The 22,575-nt window shown below is 60.5% G+C and carries 20 protein-coding genes and 1 pseudogene; 20 read left to right on the top strand and 1 reads right to left on the bottom strand.

The genetic code is table 11. The features are described 5' to 3' along the window. The first annotated feature begins 98 nt into the window (after positions 1–98). The 7 genes and pseudogenes from ACWXWJ_RS06525 to ACWXWJ_RS06495 all read left to right on the top strand — a co-directional run bounded on the left by ACWXWJ_RS06525 (position 99) and on the right by ACWXWJ_RS06495 (position 5,509). Positions 99–701 (top strand): TetR/AcrR family transcriptional regulator, encoded by a 603-nt coding sequence (locus ACWXWJ_RS06525; RefSeq protein WP_042529878.1) that lies wholly within the window; start codon positions 99–101, stop codon positions 699–701. Between the two features lie 85 nt (positions 702–786). Next, positions 787–1,974: an MFS transporter gene (locus tag ACWXWJ_RS06520; RefSeq protein WP_473963901.1), complete on the top strand. Its 1,188-nt coding sequence runs from the start codon at positions 787–789 to the stop codon at positions 1,972–1,974. Positions 1,975–2,092: 118 nt separating this feature from the next. After that, positions 2,093–2,194: pseudogene (locus ACWXWJ_RS06515) on the top strand (IS6 family transposase); the annotation flags it as partial. Positions 2,195–2,610: 416 nt separating this feature from the next. Continuing rightward, complete coding sequence (locus tag ACWXWJ_RS06510; RefSeq protein ID WP_473963900.1) at positions 2,611–3,642, top strand: DUF2157 domain-containing protein; 1,032 nt, start codon at positions 2,611–2,613, stop codon at positions 3,640–3,642. A 78-nt stretch (positions 3,643–3,720) separates the two neighbouring features. After that, entirely contained in the window at positions 3,721–4,587 is an 867-nt protein-coding gene (gene proC / locus ACWXWJ_RS06505) for a pyrroline-5-carboxylate reductase (protein WP_448307801.1), read from the top strand. A gap of 313 nt (positions 4,588–4,900) precedes the next feature. Further along, a complete protein-coding gene (locus ACWXWJ_RS06500) occupies positions 4,901–5,101 on the top strand; it encodes a helix-turn-helix domain-containing protein (protein ID WP_293792386.1) in 201 nt (66 codons plus the stop codon). A gap of 306 nt (positions 5,102–5,407) precedes the next feature. Beyond that, the gene (locus ACWXWJ_RS06495) at positions 5,408–5,509 is read left to right on the top strand and encodes a 30S ribosomal protein bS22 (protein WP_003855542.1); all 102 of its coding nucleotides are present in this window, start codon (positions 5,408–5,410) and stop codon (positions 5,507–5,509) included. 96 nt (positions 5,510–5,605) lie between these two features. Here ACWXWJ_RS06495 and ACWXWJ_RS06490 read toward each other — a convergent pair whose 3' ends face one another. After that, on the bottom strand, positions 5,606–6,808 hold the full coding sequence (locus tag ACWXWJ_RS06490) for an HAD family hydrolase (RefSeq protein ID WP_473963899.1): 1,203 nt from the start codon (positions 6,806–6,808) through the stop codon (positions 5,606–5,608). An 88-nt stretch (positions 6,809–6,896) separates the two neighbouring features. On the opposite strand from ACWXWJ_RS06490, the gene ACWXWJ_RS06485 reads away from it, so the two are divergent. The 13 genes from ACWXWJ_RS06485 to ACWXWJ_RS06425 all read left to right on the top strand — a co-directional run bounded on the left by ACWXWJ_RS06485 (position 6,897) and on the right by ACWXWJ_RS06425 (position 22,542). Then, the gene (locus ACWXWJ_RS06485) at positions 6,897–7,211 is read left to right on the top strand and encodes a glutaredoxin family protein (protein WP_473963898.1); all 315 of its coding nucleotides are present in this window, start codon (positions 6,897–6,899) and stop codon (positions 7,209–7,211) included. Between the two features lie 166 nt (positions 7,212–7,377). Beyond that, positions 7,378–8,880: a glutamyl-tRNA reductase gene (locus ACWXWJ_RS06480; protein WP_473963897.1), complete on the top strand. Its 1,503-nt coding sequence runs from the start codon at positions 7,378–7,380 to the stop codon at positions 8,878–8,880. Between the two features lie 8 nt (positions 8,881–8,888). After that, entirely contained in the window at positions 8,889–9,935 is a 1,047-nt protein-coding gene (gene hemC / locus ACWXWJ_RS06475) for a hydroxymethylbilane synthase (protein ID WP_473963896.1), read from the top strand. A 149-nt stretch (positions 9,936–10,084) separates the two neighbouring features. After that, complete coding sequence (locus ACWXWJ_RS06470) at positions 10,085–11,929, top strand: uroporphyrinogen-III synthase (protein WP_473963895.1); 1,845 nt, start codon at positions 10,085–10,087, stop codon at positions 11,927–11,929. 84 nt (positions 11,930–12,013) lie between these two features. Next, a complete protein-coding gene (hemB, locus tag ACWXWJ_RS06465; protein WP_434828318.1) occupies positions 12,014–13,027 on the top strand; it encodes a porphobilinogen synthase in 1,014 nt (337 codons plus the stop codon). 32 nt (positions 13,028–13,059) lie between these two features. Further along, positions 13,060–13,959, top strand: coding sequence for a hypothetical protein (locus ACWXWJ_RS06460; RefSeq protein ID WP_473963894.1), 900 nt, complete (start codon positions 13,060–13,062; stop codon positions 13,957–13,959). A gap of 2 nt (positions 13,960–13,961) precedes the next feature. Next, positions 13,962–14,507 carry a hypothetical protein gene (locus tag ACWXWJ_RS06455; RefSeq protein WP_473963893.1) on the top strand — a complete coding sequence of 182 codons (546 nt, stop codon included), beginning with the start codon at positions 13,962–13,964 and terminating at the stop codon, positions 14,505–14,507. Positions 14,508–14,512: 5 nt separating this feature from the next. Further along, a complete protein-coding gene (locus ACWXWJ_RS06450; protein WP_473963892.1) occupies positions 14,513–17,284 on the top strand; it encodes a heavy metal translocating P-type ATPase in 2,772 nt (923 codons plus the stop codon). Positions 17,285–17,350: 66 nt separating this feature from the next. Further along, a complete protein-coding gene (gene hemL / locus ACWXWJ_RS06445; protein ID WP_473963891.1) occupies positions 17,351–18,688 on the top strand; it encodes a glutamate-1-semialdehyde 2,1-aminomutase in 1,338 nt (445 codons plus the stop codon). Positions 18,689–18,778: 90 nt separating this feature from the next. Beyond that, positions 18,779–19,384, top strand: a complete 606-nt coding sequence (locus ACWXWJ_RS06440) for a histidine phosphatase family protein (RefSeq protein WP_473963890.1) — start codon at positions 18,779–18,781, stop codon at positions 19,382–19,384. A 2-nt stretch (positions 19,385–19,386) separates the two neighbouring features. Beyond that, complete coding sequence (locus ACWXWJ_RS06435; protein WP_293792203.1) at positions 19,387–19,995, top strand: TlpA disulfide reductase family protein; 609 nt, start codon at positions 19,387–19,389, stop codon at positions 19,993–19,995. Further along, positions 19,996–20,793, top strand: coding sequence for a cytochrome c biogenesis CcdA family protein (locus tag ACWXWJ_RS06430; RefSeq protein WP_473963889.1), 798 nt, complete (start codon positions 19,996–19,998; stop codon positions 20,791–20,793). It begins immediately after the preceding gene. Positions 20,794–20,877: 84 nt separating this feature from the next. Next, entirely contained in the window at positions 20,878–22,542 is a 1,665-nt protein-coding gene (locus ACWXWJ_RS06425; RefSeq protein ID WP_473963888.1) for a cytochrome c biogenesis protein ResB, read from the top strand. Positions 22,543–22,575 lie beyond the last annotated feature (33 nt).

The following is a 22,575-nucleotide window of genomic DNA, read 5'->3' as shown; positions in this document are numbered from 1 at the left end:
CAGCCCATTCAACAACGGCTGCACCAGTCGACGCTGCGTCGGTCGCGGCCTGTGTTTGTTTTGTACTCCATAGTCCATTATCTGCTAGCATCGCGGACATGGGTAGACCACGAACGTTTGACGAGGCGACGGTGCTGGATGCCGCGGCCGCGCAGTTCAGGGTGCGTGGATTCGCGGACACGTCGACTGAGCAGTTGTGCGCGGCGGCCGGGGTGCGGCGGAGCAGCCTGTACAACGCCTTCGACTCCAAGGATGAGCTGTTCGTTCGAGCACTGGAGCGCTATGTCGAGGTCACTGGTGAGAGTCAGGAGGCGGTGCTCGCCGATGCCGAACTGGATGGCTTCGCACGCGTGAGCGGCGTTCTGAATCTCATGATCGCCGAGGAGTACGAGGCGTCCACTGAAGGGCACGCGGCCGGGTGCATGGTCGTGACGACACGCATGACGCCGGACCGCGGCAGTCAGGACCCGCGCGTCGCCCGCATCCTCGACCGTGCACTGGGACGCCAGCTCGCGATGCTGGAGCACGCCGTCAGGGCCGGCAGGTTCGACGGCAGCCTCCGGCCGGACCTGGACGCTCGGGACACCGCACTGCTGGTCGTCACCCTGATCTCAGGGATTCGCGTCATGGCACAGGCCGGCTCCGCACCCGAGGAACTGCGGCGGATCGTCGCACTCGGCCTCAGTGCCCTGACACCTTGATACGCCACTACTGAGAAATCCGTGAGCTGTCGGGCTCACCTGCACCTTTATTTTGTACTAGAGAATCCACATTGGAGACCGGGCAATGAAGAAATACCTGTACGTACTGATGCTCACGATCATGGTGGTGGTCATGAGCGAGTTCCAGACCGCGGGGATGATGCCGCAGATCGTCGCAGACCTGGGCGTCTCGACCGGCCAGGTCGGGACGGTGGTCACTTTGTACGCGCTCGGCATGGCGCTCGGAGGCCCGCTGCTGGTGTACCTCCTGCGGCATCGCCCACCCAAAGCCTCGCTGTTGATCGTCATCGGAACCTATGCCGCGCTGGAGGTCCTGGTCCCGCTGATCCACGAGTTCTGGTGGCTGGCACTGCTTCGCGTCCTGACCGGATGCCTCTCCGGCGCCGCCTATGGCATCGCCGTGTCCTACAGCGCCCGACTGGCCCCGAGTCCGGAGAAGATCGGCGAAGCAGTGTCCATCGTGCTCGGCGGCATCATGGTCGGAACCGTCATCGGCCTGCCGCTGTCGCACTTCCTCGCGGCCCGCTGGGGCTGGCAGTCCAGCTTCTACATCCTAGGCATCGCGGCCTTCGCCGTGTTCCTCATCAGCCTGCTCACCCTGCCCGCCCGTGAAGCCGCCACCCAGGAAGCCGCCGCACAGGACCTGCGCAAGCTGCGCTCGCCGAAACTCTGGTCCAGATACCTGGTCAGCCTGCTGACCATCGGCGCAGCCTTTGCCGGCTTCTCCTACTTCACCCCGCTGCTGGAACAGAACGCCGGCTTCGCGACGAATACGACGACTCTGATCCTGCTCGCCTACGGGATCGTGTCCTTCATCGGCAACCTCATCGTCGGCAAGTTCGCCGACCAGCACGCCATCGGCATCCTGCGCATCGGGCACACACTGCTATTCATCTCACTCGCGCTCCTTGGAGCCTTCAGCAACGCACAGCCGCTCGTGCTGGCCATGGTGCTCATCGTGGGCGTCGCCGGAGTGCCGATGAACCCCGCCATGGTCGCCCGCGTCGCCGAAATCGGAGGAACCGGGAACATGGTCAGCACGGTGCACACCTCCCTCATTACCATGGGCGTCGCCCTGGGATCAGCAATCGGCGCGCTCGCCATCGGCCGAGCCGGTGACGATCCCTCCGCAGCCATGTGGATCGGAGCAGCCTTCGCCGTTCTCGCCACACTCACCCTCGCAACACAAGCACGAGGCAGAAGACAACCTCTTCGACCGCCCCATGCAACTGAAACAGTAGATTGTGTCTGATCTGCTGATCTGATCAGATCACATCTCCAATCGGCAGGCCCGTCGATCTCCTGGACCATCAAACAGACGTAGCTACTTTCGCATCCCAACGGCGTTCTCGTCTCCATGTAGCGCTGTGGAGGTGATGCACTCATTGCGGAAAGGGCAAGGCGCGATGTTTGCCTACGGGCAACCGAACCCGGACGCGGTGATCGTCAACCGGGTCTTCGAGACGGCCTAACAACGCCCACACGCAGCGGCCATCAGGGAATGAGAAACTGAGTCTTCGCTGCTCTCCGCCCAACTTTGCAACAACACCGTTTTGAACTTCTTGCAGCTTCATATAGGTGCGATGGCTCAATGAGTAAGGCACCGCACCAGTCGGGTTCCTCTAACCTTAGGAAAGCTGGGTGCACTAACAGTCCACCGAAAGAATGCCCTATGACAGTAACCTGCCGGTTAGTTATCGTGTGGTGTGGTCGGCCCAGAACTGGATTTCTTATAAGTGGGGCGACAAGCGCCAGTTGCTCCAAGCCAGGTGCAGGGGAGTACAGTACTCTGTTTGAAGACATATGTTTAAAGTGACACTTGAGGGCAGAACGTAGGCGAATGCCTCGTGCCTCTGTTATTCAGGTGGTCAAGTGATGGGATCAATGGATGAGTGAGAAGCTGACAGTCGCCGAACTCCTCGCCCGCAATGGGCGAGAAAGCAGTTCCGCTGACACTGGCCGGCGTCGACGTCGTCACCGCAACTTGGAACAGGGCGGCGTGTCCGTTGCCGAGCTGACGGGTTCCATTCCAGTAGTCCAGACTGAGGACGACGTAGCTAAGGCAGCTAAGCCGGAAGACACGGCTGCGAAGGTAACTGAGAAGCCCACAGCACCGAAACAAGAGCCAGCGCCGAAGCAAGAGCCAGCACCGAAGCAAGAGTTCCAGCAGGATCAGCGTTCCGTGAGCCGCACTTCGGAGCGCCCGGAGGAAAAGACTGGTCAGCTTTCCAACGTTGAGTCTTCCCCAAAGAAGGCTGCCGAGGCGCCAAAGGAGCGTAAAGCAACGGAGCCTACCTTTGGAGATGTTGCGCGTGGTCGCATAGCGGAAAAGCCCGCTGAGCCCACTCAGTCCACTCAGCCCGCTGAGCCCGCTAAGACTACTAAGGCCACCAAGGTCACCAAGCCGATCAAGCCATCCAAGTCTGCAGCAGCCGGCACGGCCGCAGGAACCGCGGCTGCAGGCACCGCTGCGGCTGAGGTGGCTTCGGGTACTGACGCTAAGACCCCTGAAAAGGGTGGCGTCACAAAGCGCGATAAAGACAGCGCTGAGAAGAAGGCCGTTACAGCTGCAGCCGCGCCTGGCGTGTCGAGTGACGAGCGGGCGCAGTTCGCGGAGCTCGAGCGCACTCTCGAGGATGGCGAAGTCGTCGAATACGAAGACGACACGATTTCCTGGCCAATGATGATCTTGCAGGCGATCCTTGCTATCGCTGTGGGCGTGGGCGTGTTCTTCGGATTCAGCCTGGTATGGGCCAAGGCGCCGACGATCTTGGCACTGGTACTGGCAATCGCCGTGACGCTGCTGCTCGTCGGCTTGGTACACGCACTGCTACGCCACCGCGACAAGCTGCTGATGATCCTCGCAGCCGTCGTTGGACTCGTGCTCACGATCGGGCCGCGTTTGGTTCAGGGGCTATAGAAGCCCAATATGTTCGCTGGCATGGGGGAGCCAGCGGGGAGGTAGCAGGAAGCCGCCAATCCTGGCACGCTGGGTTATATGACTCAAATTGGAATTATTGGCGGAGGAAATATCGGCGAGGCCCTGCTGGCCGGAATCGTTGCGGATACGAAGGATGCCGCAGACGCTAAGAAAATCATCGTTGCGGATCCGTCGCAGGAGCGACTCGACGAGCTGAAGGATAAGTACGGCATGGTCACCGCCCACGAGGGGCGCGAGGCTGCTGAAGGTACCGATATCCTCTTCATCTGTGTGAAGCCCAACATCGTCCCCATTGTTTTGGACGAGGTAGCGGAGGTGCTGGATAGCAACTCGCAGGACACGATCGTGGTTTCCCTGGCTGCGGGCGTCACCATCGGCACTATGGAATCCACTTTGCCGGCCGGTACCACCGTGGTGCGCACAATGCCGAATACCCCAATGCTGGTCGGTCAGGGCGCCATCGGTATCGCGGGCGGTCGCTTTGCCGAAGAGGGTCAGCTGAAGACGGTGCAGGACATCATGTCCAAGGTCGGCGAGGCTGTCATCGTCAAGGAAAAGGATCTGGATGCGGTGACGGCTGTGTCCGGATCGGGTCCGGCCTATATCTTCCTGGTTGTGGAAGCCATGATCGAATCGGCAGTGCAGCTGGGGCTGGCACGCCCGCTGGCGGAGCAGCTGGCTATCGCTAACGTGCAGGGCGCGGCCACCATGATGTCCCAGAACTTCGCCGAGGGCGGGGATACACCGTCTGTTCTGCGCACCAAGGTCACAAGCCCGGGCGGTACCACGGCGGCGGCTCTGCGCGAGCTGGAAGAGTCCGGCCTCCGCGGAGCCTTCTACCGTGCGATGGAGGCATGTAAGGATCGTTCTGAAGAGCTGGGTGCGCCGAAGCCGAGTGCACAGTCTGCGAACAACGACGACTAGTTCGGCGCATAGCGGTAGCGTCACGCCCATTTGGGGTTAGTTTCACCGCTACACAGTCGACCCCAGTGATCTTTTTAGACACATTTATTTAACACAAATCACGCCTGTTCAATCCAGTCACGAGCGATCACTGGCGTGAGCTTTATTACCCCGAGTTGCGTGAGTCACTCGGGGCAAACTGCCCTCAATGGTTCCCCTTGTTGCACATTGTTCACAGGTTTCACGTTATGATGGTTCGCGAGCGATCACGTGTGACGTCCTGCAGGAGGGGAAGCCTGCAGCGCATGAGAGCGCAAAAGAAAGAGAATGATCTATGGCTAACACCGATAATGGAACATTTCTGACCGTCGCAGAGGTCGCTGATCTGATGCGCGTGTCGAAGATGACTGTTTACCGCTTGATCCACTCGGAGGAGCTGCCTGCCGTTCAGGTTGGCCGCAACTTCCGTGTTCGCGGATCTGCCGTTGATGCGTACCTCGGAGCTTCCGAGTACAACCCCGGCCAGACCGGCTAAAGAACCGTACCTGCACTTCTCAGATACGGTCTGTTTTAGCAGAAACAACAGTCCTCCATTATCGGTACTCAGTGGCTTCGACCGCTGACCCGGTGATGGGGGATTTTTGTTTCTCCGCGGTGGGGGAGGCTAAACTGTGGAACATTCGTGTCTGCGAATGTGAGAAAACTTTTATGCGGTCGCCCATCGTGGCGGCTCGCGCACATTCGAGGACACATCTTCCCCACCGCCGTAAAAGGTCCGGCGGTGGGGGAGCAGACCTTTGCATTGAAGAGATAACTAACCGAGAGAAACGAGGCTTACCCCATGGGTTCTGTCATCAAGAAGCGCCGCAAACGCATGTCCAAGAAGAAGCACCGCAAGATGCTGCGCCGGACTCGCGTTCAGCGTAGGAAGCTCGGTAAGTAACCTCCGCTGCTGCATATAAATAAACCCACCGCGGACGCCCCGATATAAGGCGCAGCCTCGGTGGGTTCTTGCGTGCTTGCGGGGTGACACTGGGCGCTAGCGGGACTGCTTCCGCCAAACCCACGCCCAACCGCTAGCCAGCCCCAGTGCACCGGCTCCTAGGGCAAGGCGCAGGCCACCTACTCGTCGGAGCATGCGGCGTAGTCGCCGATAGTCACGTACCTCCCAGCCCCGCTCGGTCGCAGCCTTTCGCAGCTTCGAATCCGGGTTAATAGCCACCGCCGTGCCCACGGTCGACAACATTGGCAGGTCATTTACGGAATCGGAGTATGCGGTACAACGGCTCAGATCCAGCCCTTCGTAGTTCGCCAGGGCGATCACCGCATGCTTCTTTTCCTCCCCATGCAGCAAGTCGCCGACCATGCGGCCGGTAAAACGACCATTCTTTACCTCGGCCACCGTGCCCAATGCGCCGGTGAAGCCAAGCTCCTTAGCGATAATCTGAGCCAGCTGCACTGGCGAGGCCGTCACCAACCACACCTGTTGCCCTGCCTGGATATGCATATCGGCCAGTTCCTTGGTGTCCGGGAAGATTCGCTCCGCGATGGTCGCGTCCCAGATCTCCTGTGCCATCTCGATAACCTCGGACTCTTTACGTCCCTTCACGAGTGCCAGGGCTTGTTCGCGGCCACTGGAGATATCGTCGGCGCTTTCCTTACCCAATGTGCGAAACTTCAGTTGCACCCAAATGAAGCCAAGTAGCTGCCGCGCGGTGAAGAAGCGACGCTTCGCCAGGCCACGCGCGAAAAGCAAAATTGAAGCTCCTTTGATGAGCGTGTTGTCCACGTCGAAAAATGCACCTACGCCCGTGTCCTGCGGAATCGATGGATCCGGATGTTCCAGGTGGCGCGGTGGCATCGTTGCGATGCCCGCACCTTCCAGGTTCGCTAGGCCGGTGCGTAGCTGATTGCCGTCAATCGCGTAGTTGTGCGCGAGCTGATCCAGCTGCGCTTCGCTGAGTTCCCACAGTGCTTGGGGTGCCCCGGTGCCGTACCCGACCTGTAGGTTTGGAGACGACGCCACCTTCTCCTTTATTTCATGCTCAGTAGCGGCCTCATGATCTGCGTGGCGAACCTTTGTAGCGCGCTCGTCGCGGAGCTCGCGGAAATATGCCCTGGCGCTCAGCGACAGGGCGCGTAGGTAACCACGCCATTCGCTACTGGTATAGCGCCAACCCACGCGCCAGCGAGGGGCTGGCTTGGGGCGGTCCGACGGTTCCAGATCAGGCGCTTCATTCACATAGACAAAGTTACCCTGAAAGCACCGCATAAGCGTCCCTCTGCAAGAGCGCTTGTTCCGTCCAGGCTGACGGGTAGCATGATCACCCGTGAGTTCCGACAACATCGCAGCAGATAATGCTTTCGCCACAGCTGGGCAGCCGCAGGCACGCGTGCAGCTGATTACCCGTTCGACTTGCGGATCCTGTGCCCGCGTACACCAGCAAATCCTCCCCATCGCACATCGCTATGGCACGACGGTGGAAGTGATTGAACTGGACCGTGGTGGCGTCACCAAGGAAAAAGAAGAATTGGCACAAGAATTCGGCGATCGTGTACCGGTCGTGCTCGTCGACGACGAGGAAGTCGCCTGCTGGGAAATCGACGACGATGACCTGATCGCAGCGCTGAAACAGAACCACTAACTGAATCGATCGGGCGCAAGGGGAGCCCAGCGAGCCCCATATATCAGCCGTGGGAACTCGTTTTGGCAACGGGGTGGGTTAAGGGCTACCGTAGACACTCGTAACAACTTGGGGGTGAGCCACGTGCTGCCGCCCTAAGTGATCCCCGCAGGAGGCCTGAAGACAAATGAGTAGTAACACCCGGACTGGTTCCGCGTCGGTGTTGCTGGTCGGGCTGTCTTTCCGTTCGGCGCCGGTGACGATGCTGGAACAGGCCTCGGTGGCTGATGCGGATCTTCCTAAGCTGCAGCTTTCGTTGGTGGATAACGATGTGATTTCCGAATCTCTTGTGCTGTCCACGTGTAACCGCATGGAGTTTTACACCGTCGCCAACGCCTTCCACTCCGGGTTGGATCATGTGGTGGAGACGGTTGCGCAGTTCTCTGGCTTGCAGGCCGCGGACTTGGAGCCGCATTTGTATGTGCACTACGCCGACTCCGCGGCGGAACATATGCTGAAGGTCGCCTCTGGGCTGGATTCTATGGTTGTGGGGGAGCAACAGATCATCGGCCAGCTGCGCAGCGCTTATCAGTCCGCCAACGAAACGGGCACAGTCGGGCGCACCCTGCACGATCTGACGCAGCGCGCCCTGCGCACGGGTAAGCGCGTACACACCGAGACCAGCATCGATTCGGCAGGTGCTTCCATGGTCTCCTTCGCGGTGGATCAGGCTCTGCGCTATGTCGAGCCTGCGCACGCTCTTTCCTCTGTTGTGGATGACGCCCCTACGTCCCATCCCCTGGCAGGCCACCGCGCGCTGATTATTGGTGCGGGAGCGATGGCCTCCCTGGCATCGACCTACCTGGGGAAGCTGGGTATCGACCACGTGACTGTGGCCAATCGCACGCTGTCGCGGGCGGAGAACTTGGTAAACCATGCTCGCGAAGCCGGGGTGGATGCCTCTGCTGTGCCACTTGATGGAGTGGCGGATTGCCTGAATGCGGTGGATATTGTGGTATCCGCGACCGGTGCTGTCGGAAATGTTGTGACCGAACAGGCCGTACGGGCCGCAGTAGATGCCGGGGCTGGCTTCGGTTCTGCCTCCAGCGCCGGGACAAAGGTGCTGATCGATCTATCTATGCCGGCGGACATTGAGCGTTCCGTGGCCGACGTTGAGGGCGTCAAGCTGCTGAACATCGAGGAACTCACCACGATGGCGGGCGAACGTGTGAAGGACGAGGATCCCGCCCGAGAGATCGTCGCTAACGAGTTGCAGAGCTTCTTGGAACAGCAGCGTGCGCAGTCCGTGGTGCCCACTGTTAAGGCTCTGCGCAAAAAGGCCGGTGAAGTGATGGCCGAGGAGCTCATGGCATTGGAGCGCCTGACCCCCGACATGTCCGAAGCGGATCGCGCAGCAGTAGCTAAGTCGATGAAGCGTGTGGTGGATAAGTTGTTGCACACGCCGACGGTGCAGGCAAAGAAGCTTTCCGCCGGAGGCCAGCAGGTTAGTTACCCGGATGCGCTCGCGGCGTTGTTCAACTTGCCGAACGGCATGGTGGATTCTGTTACGCAGCCGGGGCAGGTTAAAGCAGGCACACCCCAGACTGTGAGATCTACTACAGGAACCGTTGCCCGCGCCGATCAAATCCCAAGCGCTGCCCGTATTAGCCAGGTAGCGAAGGAGGCTTAAGACTTTTCATGTCCAATACCACGCCTAACCCGACCGCTGAACACAGCCGCACTTTCCTGATTGGCACCCGTAGATCCGCCCTGGCAACCACTCAGACCAGTCATGTCCGCGCAGCCATACTCGCTGCGGGCTACCAGGCAGAACTGCACCTCGTCCATACCCCGGGTGATGCCTCGCAGGCCGCACAGACACCGGTCGCGCAGATCGGCGTGGGCGTCTTCACTGAGACCTTGCGTAAGGCTCTCGAAGCTGGCGAATGTGATGTCGCCGTGCACTCCTTCAAGGATCTGCCCACCGCACCCGACCCACGTTTTCGCACCGTAGTCCCGCGGCGAGTGGATCCGCGTGAGGTGTTGGTGAGCCGCAATGGCGAAGCATTGCTGGAGCTGCCACAAGGCGCCAAGGTAGGTACGTCTGCTCCCCGCCGTGTCTCCCAGATTCGGGCAGTCCGCCCCGACCTGGAACTAATGCCACTGCGCGGCAATATCGATACCCGCATGGGTCGCACGGAAAAAGATCTGGATGCGGTGGTTCTAGCCCGCGCCGGGTTGGAGCGCGTCGGCCAGCTGGACCGCGCTGCCGAGTCGATCGACCCGAGCACGATCATGCCCGCGCCAGCTCAGGGTGCGTTGAGCGTGGAGGTACGCGCTGACGATGACGCTGCCTGGCAGGCGGTTAGCCACCTGGATCACCTGCCCAGCCACATGGCTGCCGTCGCGGAACGTGCCGTCCTTTCCACCCTGGAAGCCGGCTGCACCGCCCCCGTAGCGGCGTATTCCCTGTGGACAGAGCCGGAGGACACCGCAGACAGTGCGCCGGAACAGCACGTTCTGCGCGTATTCGGTGGCGTATTCGCTATGGATGGATCCCGCAAATTAGTGCAGGTTGGCGAAGCTACCTTCGACATACCATCTCCCACCTCTGATAAGGGATTCCCGGCAGCTGAGGAACCCCGTTGGCAGGAGTACATAGATGCCGCCAGAGCCATAGGCACTGACATAGGCAAAAAACTTCTCAAGGATGGTGCCGCCGAGATAGTGGCTGAAGCCGATTAACTCACTTTCTTTGTGACGCCCTCAGAGGATGAATCACAGCCCTTTCAACTCGGCAGCGAAGTGCCAAAAGTCCTGGAGACATTCACATTTCCTGTTGAGCACTGCTTTCAAAAAATCTTAATAACCCCGACAAAATAGAAAGTTCCACCATGACCGATTCCGGATTTGCCCAGGTAGGAGGCACTGATTCCGCTACCGTGGCGTCAGTAGCCGACCTGGCTCCCACTGGACACGGCCGGATCCTCTTCGTGGGCGCGGGCCCCGGAAACCCGGAGCTGTTGACCATCCGTGCGCGCGACATTCTGGAGACCACCGCTCACGCTTGGGTCGACCCGGCTGTATTGGGATCCGTACGGAACATCATTGCCACCCGGCTCCCGGTGCCGCAGGCCAAGCTGGATGCCGCCGAAGCTGAGTGGGAGGCACAGGTAAAGGCAGCTAAGGAAGCTGGCGCTCGCCGTCGTCCGCCGCGCCCCGCCCCGCCGACCGCTGCCGAGATCGTGCTGGCTGCCCCGGCGGCAACGGAAAATACTCCGCAGGCTACGGAAGAACAGACCTCCGGCGAGTCCGCGGAAGAACTCGACTCCGCTGGAGTTTCCCTGGCCGTAGCCCCAGACGTGCTGGCCGAGCAGATGATCGCCTGTGCAAAGGCAGGCAACGACGTTGTGCGACTCGTCGCCGGTAATCCGCTGAGCAACCCGGCCGTCATGGATGAGCTGCAGCACGTCGCGGCCAGCTCCGTGGACTTCCAGGTGATCCCGGGCATGACAGGTTCCGTGGCCGTGCCCGCTTTTACCGGCATCGGCGTGGGACCTGACGTTACCGAGGCGGACGTACGCGGCGGAACTGATTGGGATCAGCTGGCCGCCGCTGGCTTGCCGCTGATTATCACCGCCGCCCCGGACGACTTGGCCACAATTGCACAGGAACTGAAGTCCCGTGGCATTGCGGGAAACACCCCCGCGACAGTGACACTGCACGGCACCACCCGCCGCCAGCGCAGTTACGACGCCACGCTGGATACGATGAAGTCCATCACCACGCAGTCCGGCCCAGCTGCCAAGGACGGCGAGCTGCCTGATGAGCTGATCGTGACTATCGGTTCCCAGGTCGGCAACCGCTCCAAATACTCCTGGTGGGAAAACCGCGCACTCTATGGCTGGACCGTCCTGGTGCCGCGTGCGAAGAACCAGGCCGGCCCAATGAGCGCCCGTCTAGCCTCGCACGGCGCAATCCCGGTGGAGGTTCCCACGATCTCCGTCGAGCCGCCGCGCAGTCCCGTACAGATGGAACGCGCAATCAAGGGGCTCGTGGACGGTCGTTACCACTGGATCGTCTTCACCAGCGTTAATGCCGTGAAGGCCGTCTGGGACAAACTTCGTGAGTTTGGCCTGGACGCCCGCGCTCTTGCAGGTGTGCGCGTGGCCGCTGTAGGGCCGAAGACCTCTCAGGCAGTGAAAGATCTGGGTATCACGCCTGAGCTGTTGCCCAAGGATGACGCACGTAATGCCGCTGGTCTGGTGGATGTCTTCCCACCGCACGATCCAGACCTGGATCTGGTGGACCGTGTGTTGCTGCCACGCGCAGATATCGCCACAGACGTGCTGGTCGATGGCCTGATTGAGTTGGGCTGGGACGTCGAGGACGTGGTGGCTTATCGTACTGTCCGCGCCGCCCCGCCGAGCCCGGAGATCCGCGACATGATCAAAACCGGTGGTTTTGACGCGGTCTGCTTCACCAGTTCCTCGACCGTGAAGAATCTGGTGGGAATCGCCGGCAAACCGCATAACCGCACGATCATTGCCTGCATCGGGCCGATGGCTGCGCAGACCGCCCGTGAGCATGGCCTGCGCGTCGACGTGATGCCCGAAGCAGCCGGGGTACCGGAGCTGGTTGACGCCCTCGCTGCCCACGTCGCTGACCTGCGCGCCAAGGGACAACTTCCGCCGCCGCGAAAGCGGAGGCGGCGTCGGAAAAAGACCACCGAAAAGTAAAGCACTGAGCGGCGGACAAGCACCTCGGCGACCGCGTGACGGGGCGATGAACTCCCGTCCGAGCGCGGGAGTAGCATCGTGGACATGACTTCGAACTACACTCCGTTTCGCCGTCCCCGCCGACTTCGCACGTCCCCGCAGATGCGTAATTTCACTGCGGAGACGGATCTGAACCCCAACAGGCTGGTGCTGCCGATGTTTATCGCTGATGGGCTGGATGCGCCACGCGATATTACGAGCCTGCCGGGGGTGCAGCAGCACACCGAGGATTCGCTGTTGCGCGCAGTGGAAGAAGCTGCGGAGGCGGGCGTGGGCTCCATCGACCTGTTCGGTGTGCCCCGGGACGAAGACAAGGATGCAACCGGTAGCCAGGCGGTGGCCGCAGATGGCATTCTCAACCGCGCGGTGCGCGCCGTTCGAGAGCGTTTCGGCGACGATATTTTGGTCATGGCCGACACCTGTCTCGACGAGTTCACAGACCACGGCCACTGCGGTGTACTCTCCACGGATCGCTTTGGCCACCAGATCGTTGACAATGACGCCACCCTGCCGCAGTACGCCAAAATGGCAGTAGCCCAGGCGGAGGCCGGCGCCCACATTGTGAGCCCCTCCGGAATGATGGATGGACAGATTCGCTACATCCGTGAAGCACTGGATAATGCCGGCTTCCAGGACGTGTCAATCATGGCGTATTCCGCGAAATACGCCTCCGCGTTCTTTGGACCTTTCCGCGAGGCCGTTGGTTCCTCGCTGCAGGGCGATCGACGCACCTATCAACAGGATCCGCGCAACCTACGGGAATCCATCCTGGAAACCCAACTGGATATCGACGAGGGTGCGGACATGGTTATGGTCAAGCCCGCAATGCCATACCTGGACGTGCTGCGTGAAATAGCTGATATTTCTCCGGTGCCGGTCGCGGCTTACCAGGTCTCCGGGGAGTACGCGATGATCTCCGCAGCCGCCCACAAGGGGTGGATTGACCTGGACGCTTCGATTATGGAATCCATGTACGGCATCCGTCGCGCCGGAGCAGATATCATCCTGACCTACTGGGCCACCCGCGTAGCCCAGATGCTCAATGGCAAAGATGCTTAAACGACAGTAATCACAGTAGGCTAGGTGGCTGTATGAACAGCACCGACAGCAGCGCACGAATGAATACCCAACAACAAGATCCACGCCAGATGGGTGGGCCGCACACCGGCTCCCAGCAGCGGCCACCGATGTCGCCACAGGGGTATGGCATACCCCAGGGAGCCCCAGGACAGCAGGGGCCGCTGGGCACCCCGAAACCGCCGAAACCGCCGAAGGTGGGCCGCAAAGACGGCCTAGCTCCGGATACCAAGAACGCGCCAGAGGACGTACGTTACGGCGTGTGGGCATGGCTGAGCGTCGCCGTTTTACAGCTCTTGGCCAGTGTGGTGCAATTCGTGGCAAACATTGTGGATCCGCGTGCTCTGACGCAGAGCAGCCAGGGGATGCTGGACAGCCAAAGCGGCTTGTTCGCCAGCGTTTTGGCAGATCAGAATGCTTCGCAGATCGCCACGCAGGTGAACATCAGCTCGCTGGTGTGGGGCATTATTGCTTCCGCCGTCTGTGCATACCTGGCCTGGCGTGCGGGACGGGGCGCACCGTACTCGCGTCTCTTCCTCAACGTGGCCTCTGTGTTCATGATCTTCAATGCAGTGCTCATCACGTTTGCCAGCGGGCCAGAGTACATGCCCGTAGGGTTCGTGCTGATCATCGGCATCTTGACCATTCTTTCTGGAGTGGGTGCCGCGCTGGGACTCTGGTTTATGTCCCGCCCGGATAACCGTGATTGGTTGGGCATCCCCAGCGACAAGGAGATGGATAAGTACGCCAAGGAGCTCGACGAGTATCGGGCGGAGACGCGGCGTCAAAAAGAAAACCGTCAAAAAGAAAACAGGGACAGGGCAAAGGAAAAGGCGAACGCCAAGACAAACGCAGGCACGGGCGAGGACAGCGACCGCACCAACCACAACGACCACACCTGGGGAGGGCGCTAAGCATGCCTGCAATGTTCCCTTCGATGGTGCCGAGCGGTGACGACCAAAACCGCAAGGTCCACTATTGGAAGCCGGGCGACCCCACACCGCGCATTGTTATTGTCTCGTTTGCGATGCTGCTGATCCTGGGGATACTGATGATTTTCTTTGGGGTCCTGTCGTTGACAGCCTCGTGGGATCGCGAACCGCTGAATCCCGAGGAAGCAGAGCGTATGGACTTTGTCCGCAACAATGTGCGCATTCTCGGTGCAATCAGCATCGTGGTCGGCGCCGTGTTGGCGTTCTTCTCCCGCGGCATACGTGATGGTAATCGCAGCAAGCGACGCCTGGTGCTGTGGGCTGGTGCGATCGGTATCTTCTTTATGCTGGCAGGGTGGGTTTTCCAGTTCACCGGACCGGGGCAGGCTGTTTTGGCGTTGCTGTTGGCCGTAGCGTTGCTTTTGGCCTACAGGCCCGCTGCCAATCCTTATTTTGACGCCGGGAAACCGTCGACCGAAGCTCCCGTCGAGGGCGATGGCACCCTTCCGGGAGACACACTGCGGGGCTAGGGGAAATGTCAGAAAACGATTCTCAGATCGTACCGACCAGTAGCCGCGTCGCGAGCCAATCTTCCGTGGAGGTCGACGACGTCGACGAAGCCATCCTGCAGGCACGCGAAGCTGCGGCGAAGGCTGGCTTCGACATGGATCGCTCTCCCCAGTCGCCGGAAGAAGTCGAACGCGCGACCCGGGAGCACTGGGGGTTGACCAGCTTCGCCTATCGAGTGGAGGGGCTGGAAAGCGCGGTGGATGCCACCACCGTAGAAACCGAACTCAACAACATCTCGGGCGTGCAGGCCGCCGTGGTGTACTCCACGGGAATGGTGTGGATCTCCGCAGAAGATCAGGTGAGCCTGACGCAGATCCAAGAGGTGCTGGAAAAACACAACCTAGATAGCTGGCTGACCGATTCCTCTCTCCGCCGTCGCGCCGCCAGGCTGGAGATTGAGGAAACCCGTCGACGTATGCGGCGCCACGCCAGTGCCCACCGACGCGCGTGGGCGGCAGCAGAAAGCCGCAAACGACGCGATGCGGGCAAGGTGGAATTCGAGCGGTTCCGGCGCAATAACCCCTTCGACCCGACGGAAGGATTACACACTGCCCGGCAGCTCATTACCCGCATGCGGCTGATCGTCGCTGTGCTGCTTGGGTTACCGGTGGTGGTAATGCAGCTGGTTTCCGCCTGGCAGTTCGACTACTGGCAGTGGATCTGCCTCGCACTAGCCACCCCGGTGGTCACATGGTGCGCGTGGCCTTTCCACCGGGCTTTCCTCGGTGGGCTTAGGCGCGGACAATCGGCACTCGACGGTGCCAGTTCCGTGGCGATTTTATTGGCCTATGTGTACTCGGCGTGCATGTTGATCTTCTCCTCGGCTGGCAATGTGAGCTGGCAGAGCCACCAGGTGCTGTTCGCAGGCGTGTGGTCTGCCCAGCACCTCGAAGGTGCAGTGTTCTTTGACGTGGCCTGTGGTGGAACGATCCTGCTGCTGTTCGGCAGGTTGCTATCCCGCCGGACCGCGCTGCGCTCCAAGTCGATCTTGTCCGTGCTCACGGTGCCCGCAGCCAAGGAAGTCACGGTGGTGCGCAAGACACGCAAGTCGAAAACTGAAAAGAAGAACATTCCGATTGCGGAGATCCGCACGGGGGATGACATCATCATCCCCACCGGCATGATGGTGCCAAGTGACGGCGAGATCATTAGCGGTAAGTCCCTCGTGGACATGGGGCCGGTCGGTGGTTTGCACCGTACCTTTGAGGTCTCTGTTGGCGATCGGATTTACGCCGGCGCCCGAAACCACGGCGCCGCATTGAAGATGCGCGTGCATGCGACAGGTTCCTCTACCCGCCTGGCCGCGATGCACCGGTGGGTGCGCGGTTCAGCTTTGGACGAAACCCGCTTGTCCCAGCTGACAAACCGCACCGCCAGCCTGCTGGTGCCGTGGGCGTTCGGCCTGGCCATTGTAGACTTCATTGCCTGGTTGGCGATCACCAAGTCCGTCGACGCAGCAATGGCAACGGTGCTTTCGTTGCTGGCCGTCGTGGCTCCGGTCGCATTGGCTCTGTCCGCTCCGCTGGCGCTGCGCTTGGGACTTTGGCGTGCCGCCACTTCCGGCGCGTTGCTGCGCGATACGGGTACGATTCACAAGCTCGCTGAGGTTGACGCCATTATCTTCAACCGAGTCGGCACTCTCACTGAAGGACCGATGCACGTCATCGGCGTAACCCCTTCCAAGGGAGAGAATCCGGATCTGATCCTGCGCGTGGCGGGAGCGCTTTCCCTGGAATCGAACCACGCCGTTTCTCGCGCGTTGGTGCGTGCCGATCGAGAAGCACGCGACGCGGGTACAGGTGGGGAGGGGATCCCGCACTGGTTGGATGTCGGTGAAGTGAAGATTACCAAGGACGGCACGTTCGAGGGCATGGTAGAGCTGCCAGTGGAAGGGGAGATGCGCAATGTGAAGGCGCGTCTGTGGCGTCCGCATGACCTCGGTGAGGTGCGCGATCCACACCTGGCGACTGCCGTGCTGAGCGGCGGGTCCCCCGTCATCGTGAGCTGGAAGGGCAAGGACCGCGGGGTAATTAGCCTGGCGGATAGCTTTAAGGACGATGCCCCGGCTGCCATTGATCGGCTGGAAGACATGCAGTTGGAGACCTATATGCTCTCCCGCGACATCTACCCGGTGGCTCGCCGCACAGCTAACTCTATTGGCATCTCCACGGTGCTGGCAGGTATTGCGCCGAACCGCAAGGAGGCGACGGTGCGCGGTGTGCACGCCGCGGGTGTGCGCGTGGCGATGGTGGGTGACAGTGATGTGCTGGGTGCCCTGCGAGTGGCGGACGTGGGCATCCTCATGGCCTCTTCGAACCGCATTGACCCGACTGCTTCTGAGGTGGCGGACGTGGTGATGCAGCGCGAGGACGTATCGGCTCTGCCGGAGCTGGTGAATTTGGTTCGCCACGTGCGCAATACCACTGACTGGAATGTGTGGTTGTCCTGGACCTATAACGTCGTCGGCGCGATGCTAGCCGTCGCCGGTGTGCTTAACCCACTGTTGGCAACCTTGTTTATGCTGCTCAGCTCTACGCTGATCGAAAGTCGCAGCGCGCGTATCCTGCACCGCAATTACGCGCGGGGCACATTGCGCCAGACGCACTCGTGGCAGGGATGGGTAGCCCGTCGTAGGGAGATCCGCGAACTGCGCAAGCAGGAGAAGCAACGCGCCGAGGCTATTTCTCTAGCCCGTGCTGAGGCATTGGACGAGGAGATTGACCAGGCACAGGCCTAGCCGCGCTAGGCTGGTGGGGATTGCAAGCTAACCACTTTTCCCGAAGTGGCGGAAAGGATTCCTTTCGTGTCTGTCAACGTCGATGCGCAGCACTCTGAAAACTCCAACCATCAGGCCAGTGCCGAGGCCATGGATCGGGCGCGTGCCCTGATCCCGGGCGGCGTGAACTCGCCAGTTCGCGCCTTCGGCTCGGTAGGCGGAACCCCACCGTTTATCACCTCCGCGCAGGGATCCACGCTGAACGATATCGACGGTAACTCTTATGTGGATTTGTTCTGCTCCTGGGGACCGATGATTCACGGTCACGCTCACCCGCAGATCGTCGAGGCAGTCCGTGAGGCCGCAGGCCATGGCCTGTCCTTCGGCGCCCCGACCACGGTGGAGGTGGATCTGGTGGAGGAGATCGTCCGCCGCACCTCGGTAGAAAAGGTGCGCTTGGTCAACTCGGGTACTGAGGCCACCATGTCCGCTATTCGTCTGGCGCGAGGCTATACGGGACGCGACAAGATCCTGAAGTTTGAGGGCTGCTACCACGGCCACGTGGATTCACTACTGGTTGCGGCTGGTTCAGGCGTCGCTACCTTTGGCCTGCCGGATTCCCCGGGCATCACTAAGGCCGCCGCCGGCGACACTGTCGTGGTTCCCTACCGCGACGTGCAGGCCGTCGAGAATGCTTTTGCCTCCCACGAGGGCGAGATTGCCGCGATCATTGTCGAAGGCGCGCCGGGCAACATGGGCACGGTAAACCCACAGGGCTTCAATGCAGAGCTGCAGCGTATCGCCCACGCCAATGGCGCTCTGCTTATCGTCGATGAGGTCATGACTGGCTTCCGCGTCACCGAGTCCGGCTGGTTTGGCAAGGACGGTGTGGCCGGCGATCTCACCACCTTCGGCAAAGTTGTTTCCGGAGGCCTGCCTGCTGCCGCATTTGGCGGTAAGGCGGAGATCATGGATCACCTCGCGCCGGTCGGCCCGGTGTATCAGGCAGGCACGTTGTCGGGCAATCCCGTCGCCGTTGCGTCGGGTCTGGCCTCTTTGAAGCTCGCCGACGCCGCCGCGTACCAGAAGCTCGATGCGAATGCCGATACTTTGGCAGGCATCCTGTCCGATGCTTTGACCAAGGCCTCCGTCGCCCACAACATCCAGCGGGCAGGAAGCATGCTGAGCGTGCGCTTTGCCGAGGGGGAGGGCACGAACTTCGCCGATATGAAGGCAGCAGATACCTTCCGCTACCCGGCGTTCTTCCACGCCTTCTTGGACGCTGGGGTATTTGCTCCGCCGAGCGTGTTTGAGACCTGGTTCGTCTCTACGGCGCTCAGTGATGCGGACTTTGAGAAGATCGCGGCAGCTGCCACTCCGGCCGCCGCGGCTGCTGCAGCAGCCACCCGACCCGCTGAAGCCTGATACCACAAAGCTAAAACCCCAGTAAGAACCCCTTAAACCAGGGATCGCCTTACTTGGGTTGAGGTGGTCGGCACGCTAAGCTAGGTGACCATGGCAACGATCGTTCACCTTGTACGGCACGGAGAAGTGCACAATCCGGATCGCATTCTCTATGGCCGTCTGCCCGGTTATCATCTCTCCGAGCGAGGACGGAACATGGCACACGCCACCGCCGCTGACCTCGCTGATCACGATGTGGTTTACCTGGCCGCGTCTCCACTCGAGCGGGCGCAAGAAACCGCCCGCCCCTTTGCAGAGAGGCTCGGGCTGGAAGTAACGACGGACGAGCGGATCATCGAGGCAGGTAACGAACTCCAGGGTCTGCACATCAAGGGTGTGCGCAGTGCTCTCTGGAATCCGAAGCGTTGGCCGATGCTGAAGAACCCCACCATTCCCAGTTGGGGTGAGCCCTACCAGGAGATCGCCGAGCGCATGTGGCAGGCCATTGACACGGCGCGTGAAAAGGCGCGAGGACATGAAGCCGTATTAGTGAGCCACCAGCTGCCCATCGTGATGATCCAACGCGACGTCCAGGGGCTGCCTTTGGCACACAACCCAGCGGATCGACAGTGCGAGCTGGCATCTGTGACCTCGCTGGTGTACGACGGCGGACACCTGACGGATATCTTTTACTCCGAGCCAGCACAGGAGATTTAACCGTGCGTAAAACGACCACCGCAGCGCTTGCGGTCTGCCTCCTTGCCAGCGGCGCAGCACTTTCTGCGTGCGGCGAAGACAACACCGCAGGTACTAATGCCGTGGCTAGTGGCGGCAAGTTTGAATTCGTGTCTCCCGGCGGACAGACAAGCATCCACTACAAGCCCGAGGAGCGCAAAGAGGTCGCTGACTTCACCGGCACAAACCTGAATGGCGACAAGGACATCAACCTCAGTGACTTCGAGGGACAAGTCGTGGTGCTCAATGCCTGGGGTCAGTGGTGTGGCCCCTGCCGTAGTGAATCCGATGACCTGCAACGAGTGCAGGAGAAGCTGGAGAAGCACGGAGGCGGTACCGTCCTGGGCATTAACGTGCGAGACAGTGTTAAGGAGAAGCCACAGGATTTCGTGAAAGATAACGGGATTACCTACCCGTCGATTTACGATCCGCCGTTTAAGACTGCTCTGGCACTAGGCGGCGTGCCGGCCTCCGTCATCCCCACCACCATTGTGTTGGACAAGAAGCATCGCCCGGCACATATCTTCTTGAAGGAAATCACGGATAAGGAACTGTGGGAGCAGGTCGAACCGCTGTTGAATGAGGACAAATAAATGATCCTCGCGGAGTCGATCGGAGAGACCTTCGCGGATACGGCAGCCGCCGGTCCGTTGTTGCTTGCACTGCTGGTCTCTGCGGCTGCGGGCCTGGTTTCCTTCGCCTCGCCGTGCGTCATCCCACTCGTGCCGGGCTATATCTCCTACCTAGCGGGCGTCGTTGGCGCGGAGACTGAATTCACCGAAGAAGGCACGGTGGTTAAGGCCAAGCGGGGCCGGGTGGCCACTGCTGCACTGTTGTTTGTGTTGGGCTTTACCGTCGTATTTGTGCTGGCCACGGCCACAGTCTTCGGCGTGATCAGCGCGTTGACTTTGAACCAAGCACTCTTAATGCGCATTGGTGGCGTGGTGACTATCGCCATGGGTGTGGTGTTCATGGGGTTCATCTCCCCGCTGCAACGCGACACGCGCCTGAGCCCCAAGCGCTGGACGACTATCGCCGGCGCGCCTCTGCTGGGCGGAGTATTCGCCCTGGGCTGGACCCCCTGCCTAGGCCCCACACTCGCTTCGATCATTTCGGTTTCCGCCGGTACCCAGGGGATGACAGCCGCCCGGGGTGTGATCCTCATCGTCGCCTATTGTCTGGGGCTCGGGCTACCATTCATTGTCGTGGCATTGGGATCCTCCAAGGCACTGACGGGGATCGGCTGGCTAAGTAAGCACTCCCGCACAATCCAAATGATCGGTGGCGCACTACTTATCATCGTCGGTCTGCTGCTGGTCACCGGCCAATGGTCGGTGTTTGTGGATTACATCCGAGAGGTCTTTATCTCGGATAAGACCTTGCCGATTTGATCCGCCCGGGTTACTGACCCGAGCGGGGCGTCGAAAAAGTAGGCGTCAATAAAAACGAGAAAGCGAAAGTACGAGAGAGCAACCATGCTGAAGACGATCCTGAGCCTGCCGAAGAAGGGCTGGCTGTGGCTCACGAAGATGAAGACTGCCCTGGTGCTGCTTTTCCTCCTGGCGCTGGCTGCGATCCCGGGGGCGCTGCTACCACAGCGGTCGCTCAACGAGGGCAAGGTTGCCGAATATATTGACGCCAACGGCAAGACCGCCCAGGTCTTCGACAAGTTGCAGCTTTTCGATGTCTTTAGCTCTACGTGGTTCGTGGCAATCTACGTGTTGCTCTTCATTTCCCTGGTCGGCTGCATCCTGCCACGCAGCATTGACCACTACAAGGCACTGCGTTCCTCCCCACCACCGGCGCCGAAACGCTTGGACCGCATGCCGTATCACTACTCCGGCACCGTCGAAGAATCAGTGGAAGAGGTACAGAAATCCCTGCGGAAGGAATTCAAGGGCTGGAACCTCAACGAGGTCGATAAAGATAACGACCGCGCCGGAGCATGGTCCATCTCGGCGGAAAAGGGATATCTGCGTGAAGCTGCGAACCTGGTGTTCCACTTGTCGCTGGTTGGCATTCTCATCGCCGTGGCGGCGGGCAAGATGGTCTACTACGAGGGACAAGTCGTCGTGGTGTCCGGCACCGAGGGCGAACAGTCGCAGTTCTGCAACTCTGCGGTGTCTAACTACGATTCTTTCCGCAATGGTCCGCTCTTCGACGGCACAGGGCTGACCCCCTTCTGTGTTCACGTCAAGGACTTCAAGGGTGACTATCTTCCAAACGGCCAGGCAGTGGGCTTTGAGTCCAACATTGACTTTGCCGACAAGGAGACCGCCTTTAAGTCCACGGATCAGTGGCAGCACGAGACGCTCAAGGTGAACCACCCACTGCGCTTCCAGGGCAACCGCGTGTACCTGCAGGGGCACGGTTATGCTCCAACGTTCACCATTACGTGGCCGAACGGAGAAAAGCGCACCGAGACCGTCCAGTTCCGCCCGGACGACATGACCTACTTCTTGTCCTCCGGCGCGGTGCGCTGGGACCCACCGGCAGGTATGTACCCCGACCTACAGGAACGGCGCAAGCACCAGATTTCGCTGCAGGGACTATTTGCACCGTCGGCAGAGTGGACCGGTCCAAAGGGTAAGATCCTTTCCTCCAACTTCCCGGCGATGCGAGATCCGGCAGTGGCCATCGACGTCTACCGCGGTGATACTGGCCTGGACGGTGGCCGTAGCCAGAACATCTTCTCGCTGGATCGTGAGGCGTTGCATTCCGGTCAGATGCAGATGTTGGACCGAGTGAACCTGACGAAGGGTGAGTCCGTCACCCTGGACGACGGCACGAAGATCACCTTCGATGGGGCAAAGGAGTTTGTGAACCTGCAGATCTCCAAGGACCCAACTACCACGTGGGTTCTGGTGTTCGCCCTGCTCATGCTGGTTTCCTTGGTCGGCTCCCTGGCTGTGAAGCGTCGTCGTTTCTGGGTACGCGTGACCCAGGAGGGTGCCGGCACGCGTATCCAGATCGCCGGGCTTTCCCGTACAGATTCCGCCGGTTGGGGTAAGGAATTCAACCGTCGCGCCGAGCGCGTACTGGGGTTGGAAGAAGAAGCCCTCGACGAGGACTACGACGTGGACACTGCCGATTGGGAAGATCACGTGGACGATCACCTGTCTTCTCACCCAGATAGGTGATTGTGGAAGCGCGTGAACAGGGGCTAAGCTGTC

This window comes from Corynebacterium sp. p3-SID1761 (genome assembly GCF_055862885.1).
This window is presented reverse-complemented; position numbering and strand designations above follow the sequence as displayed.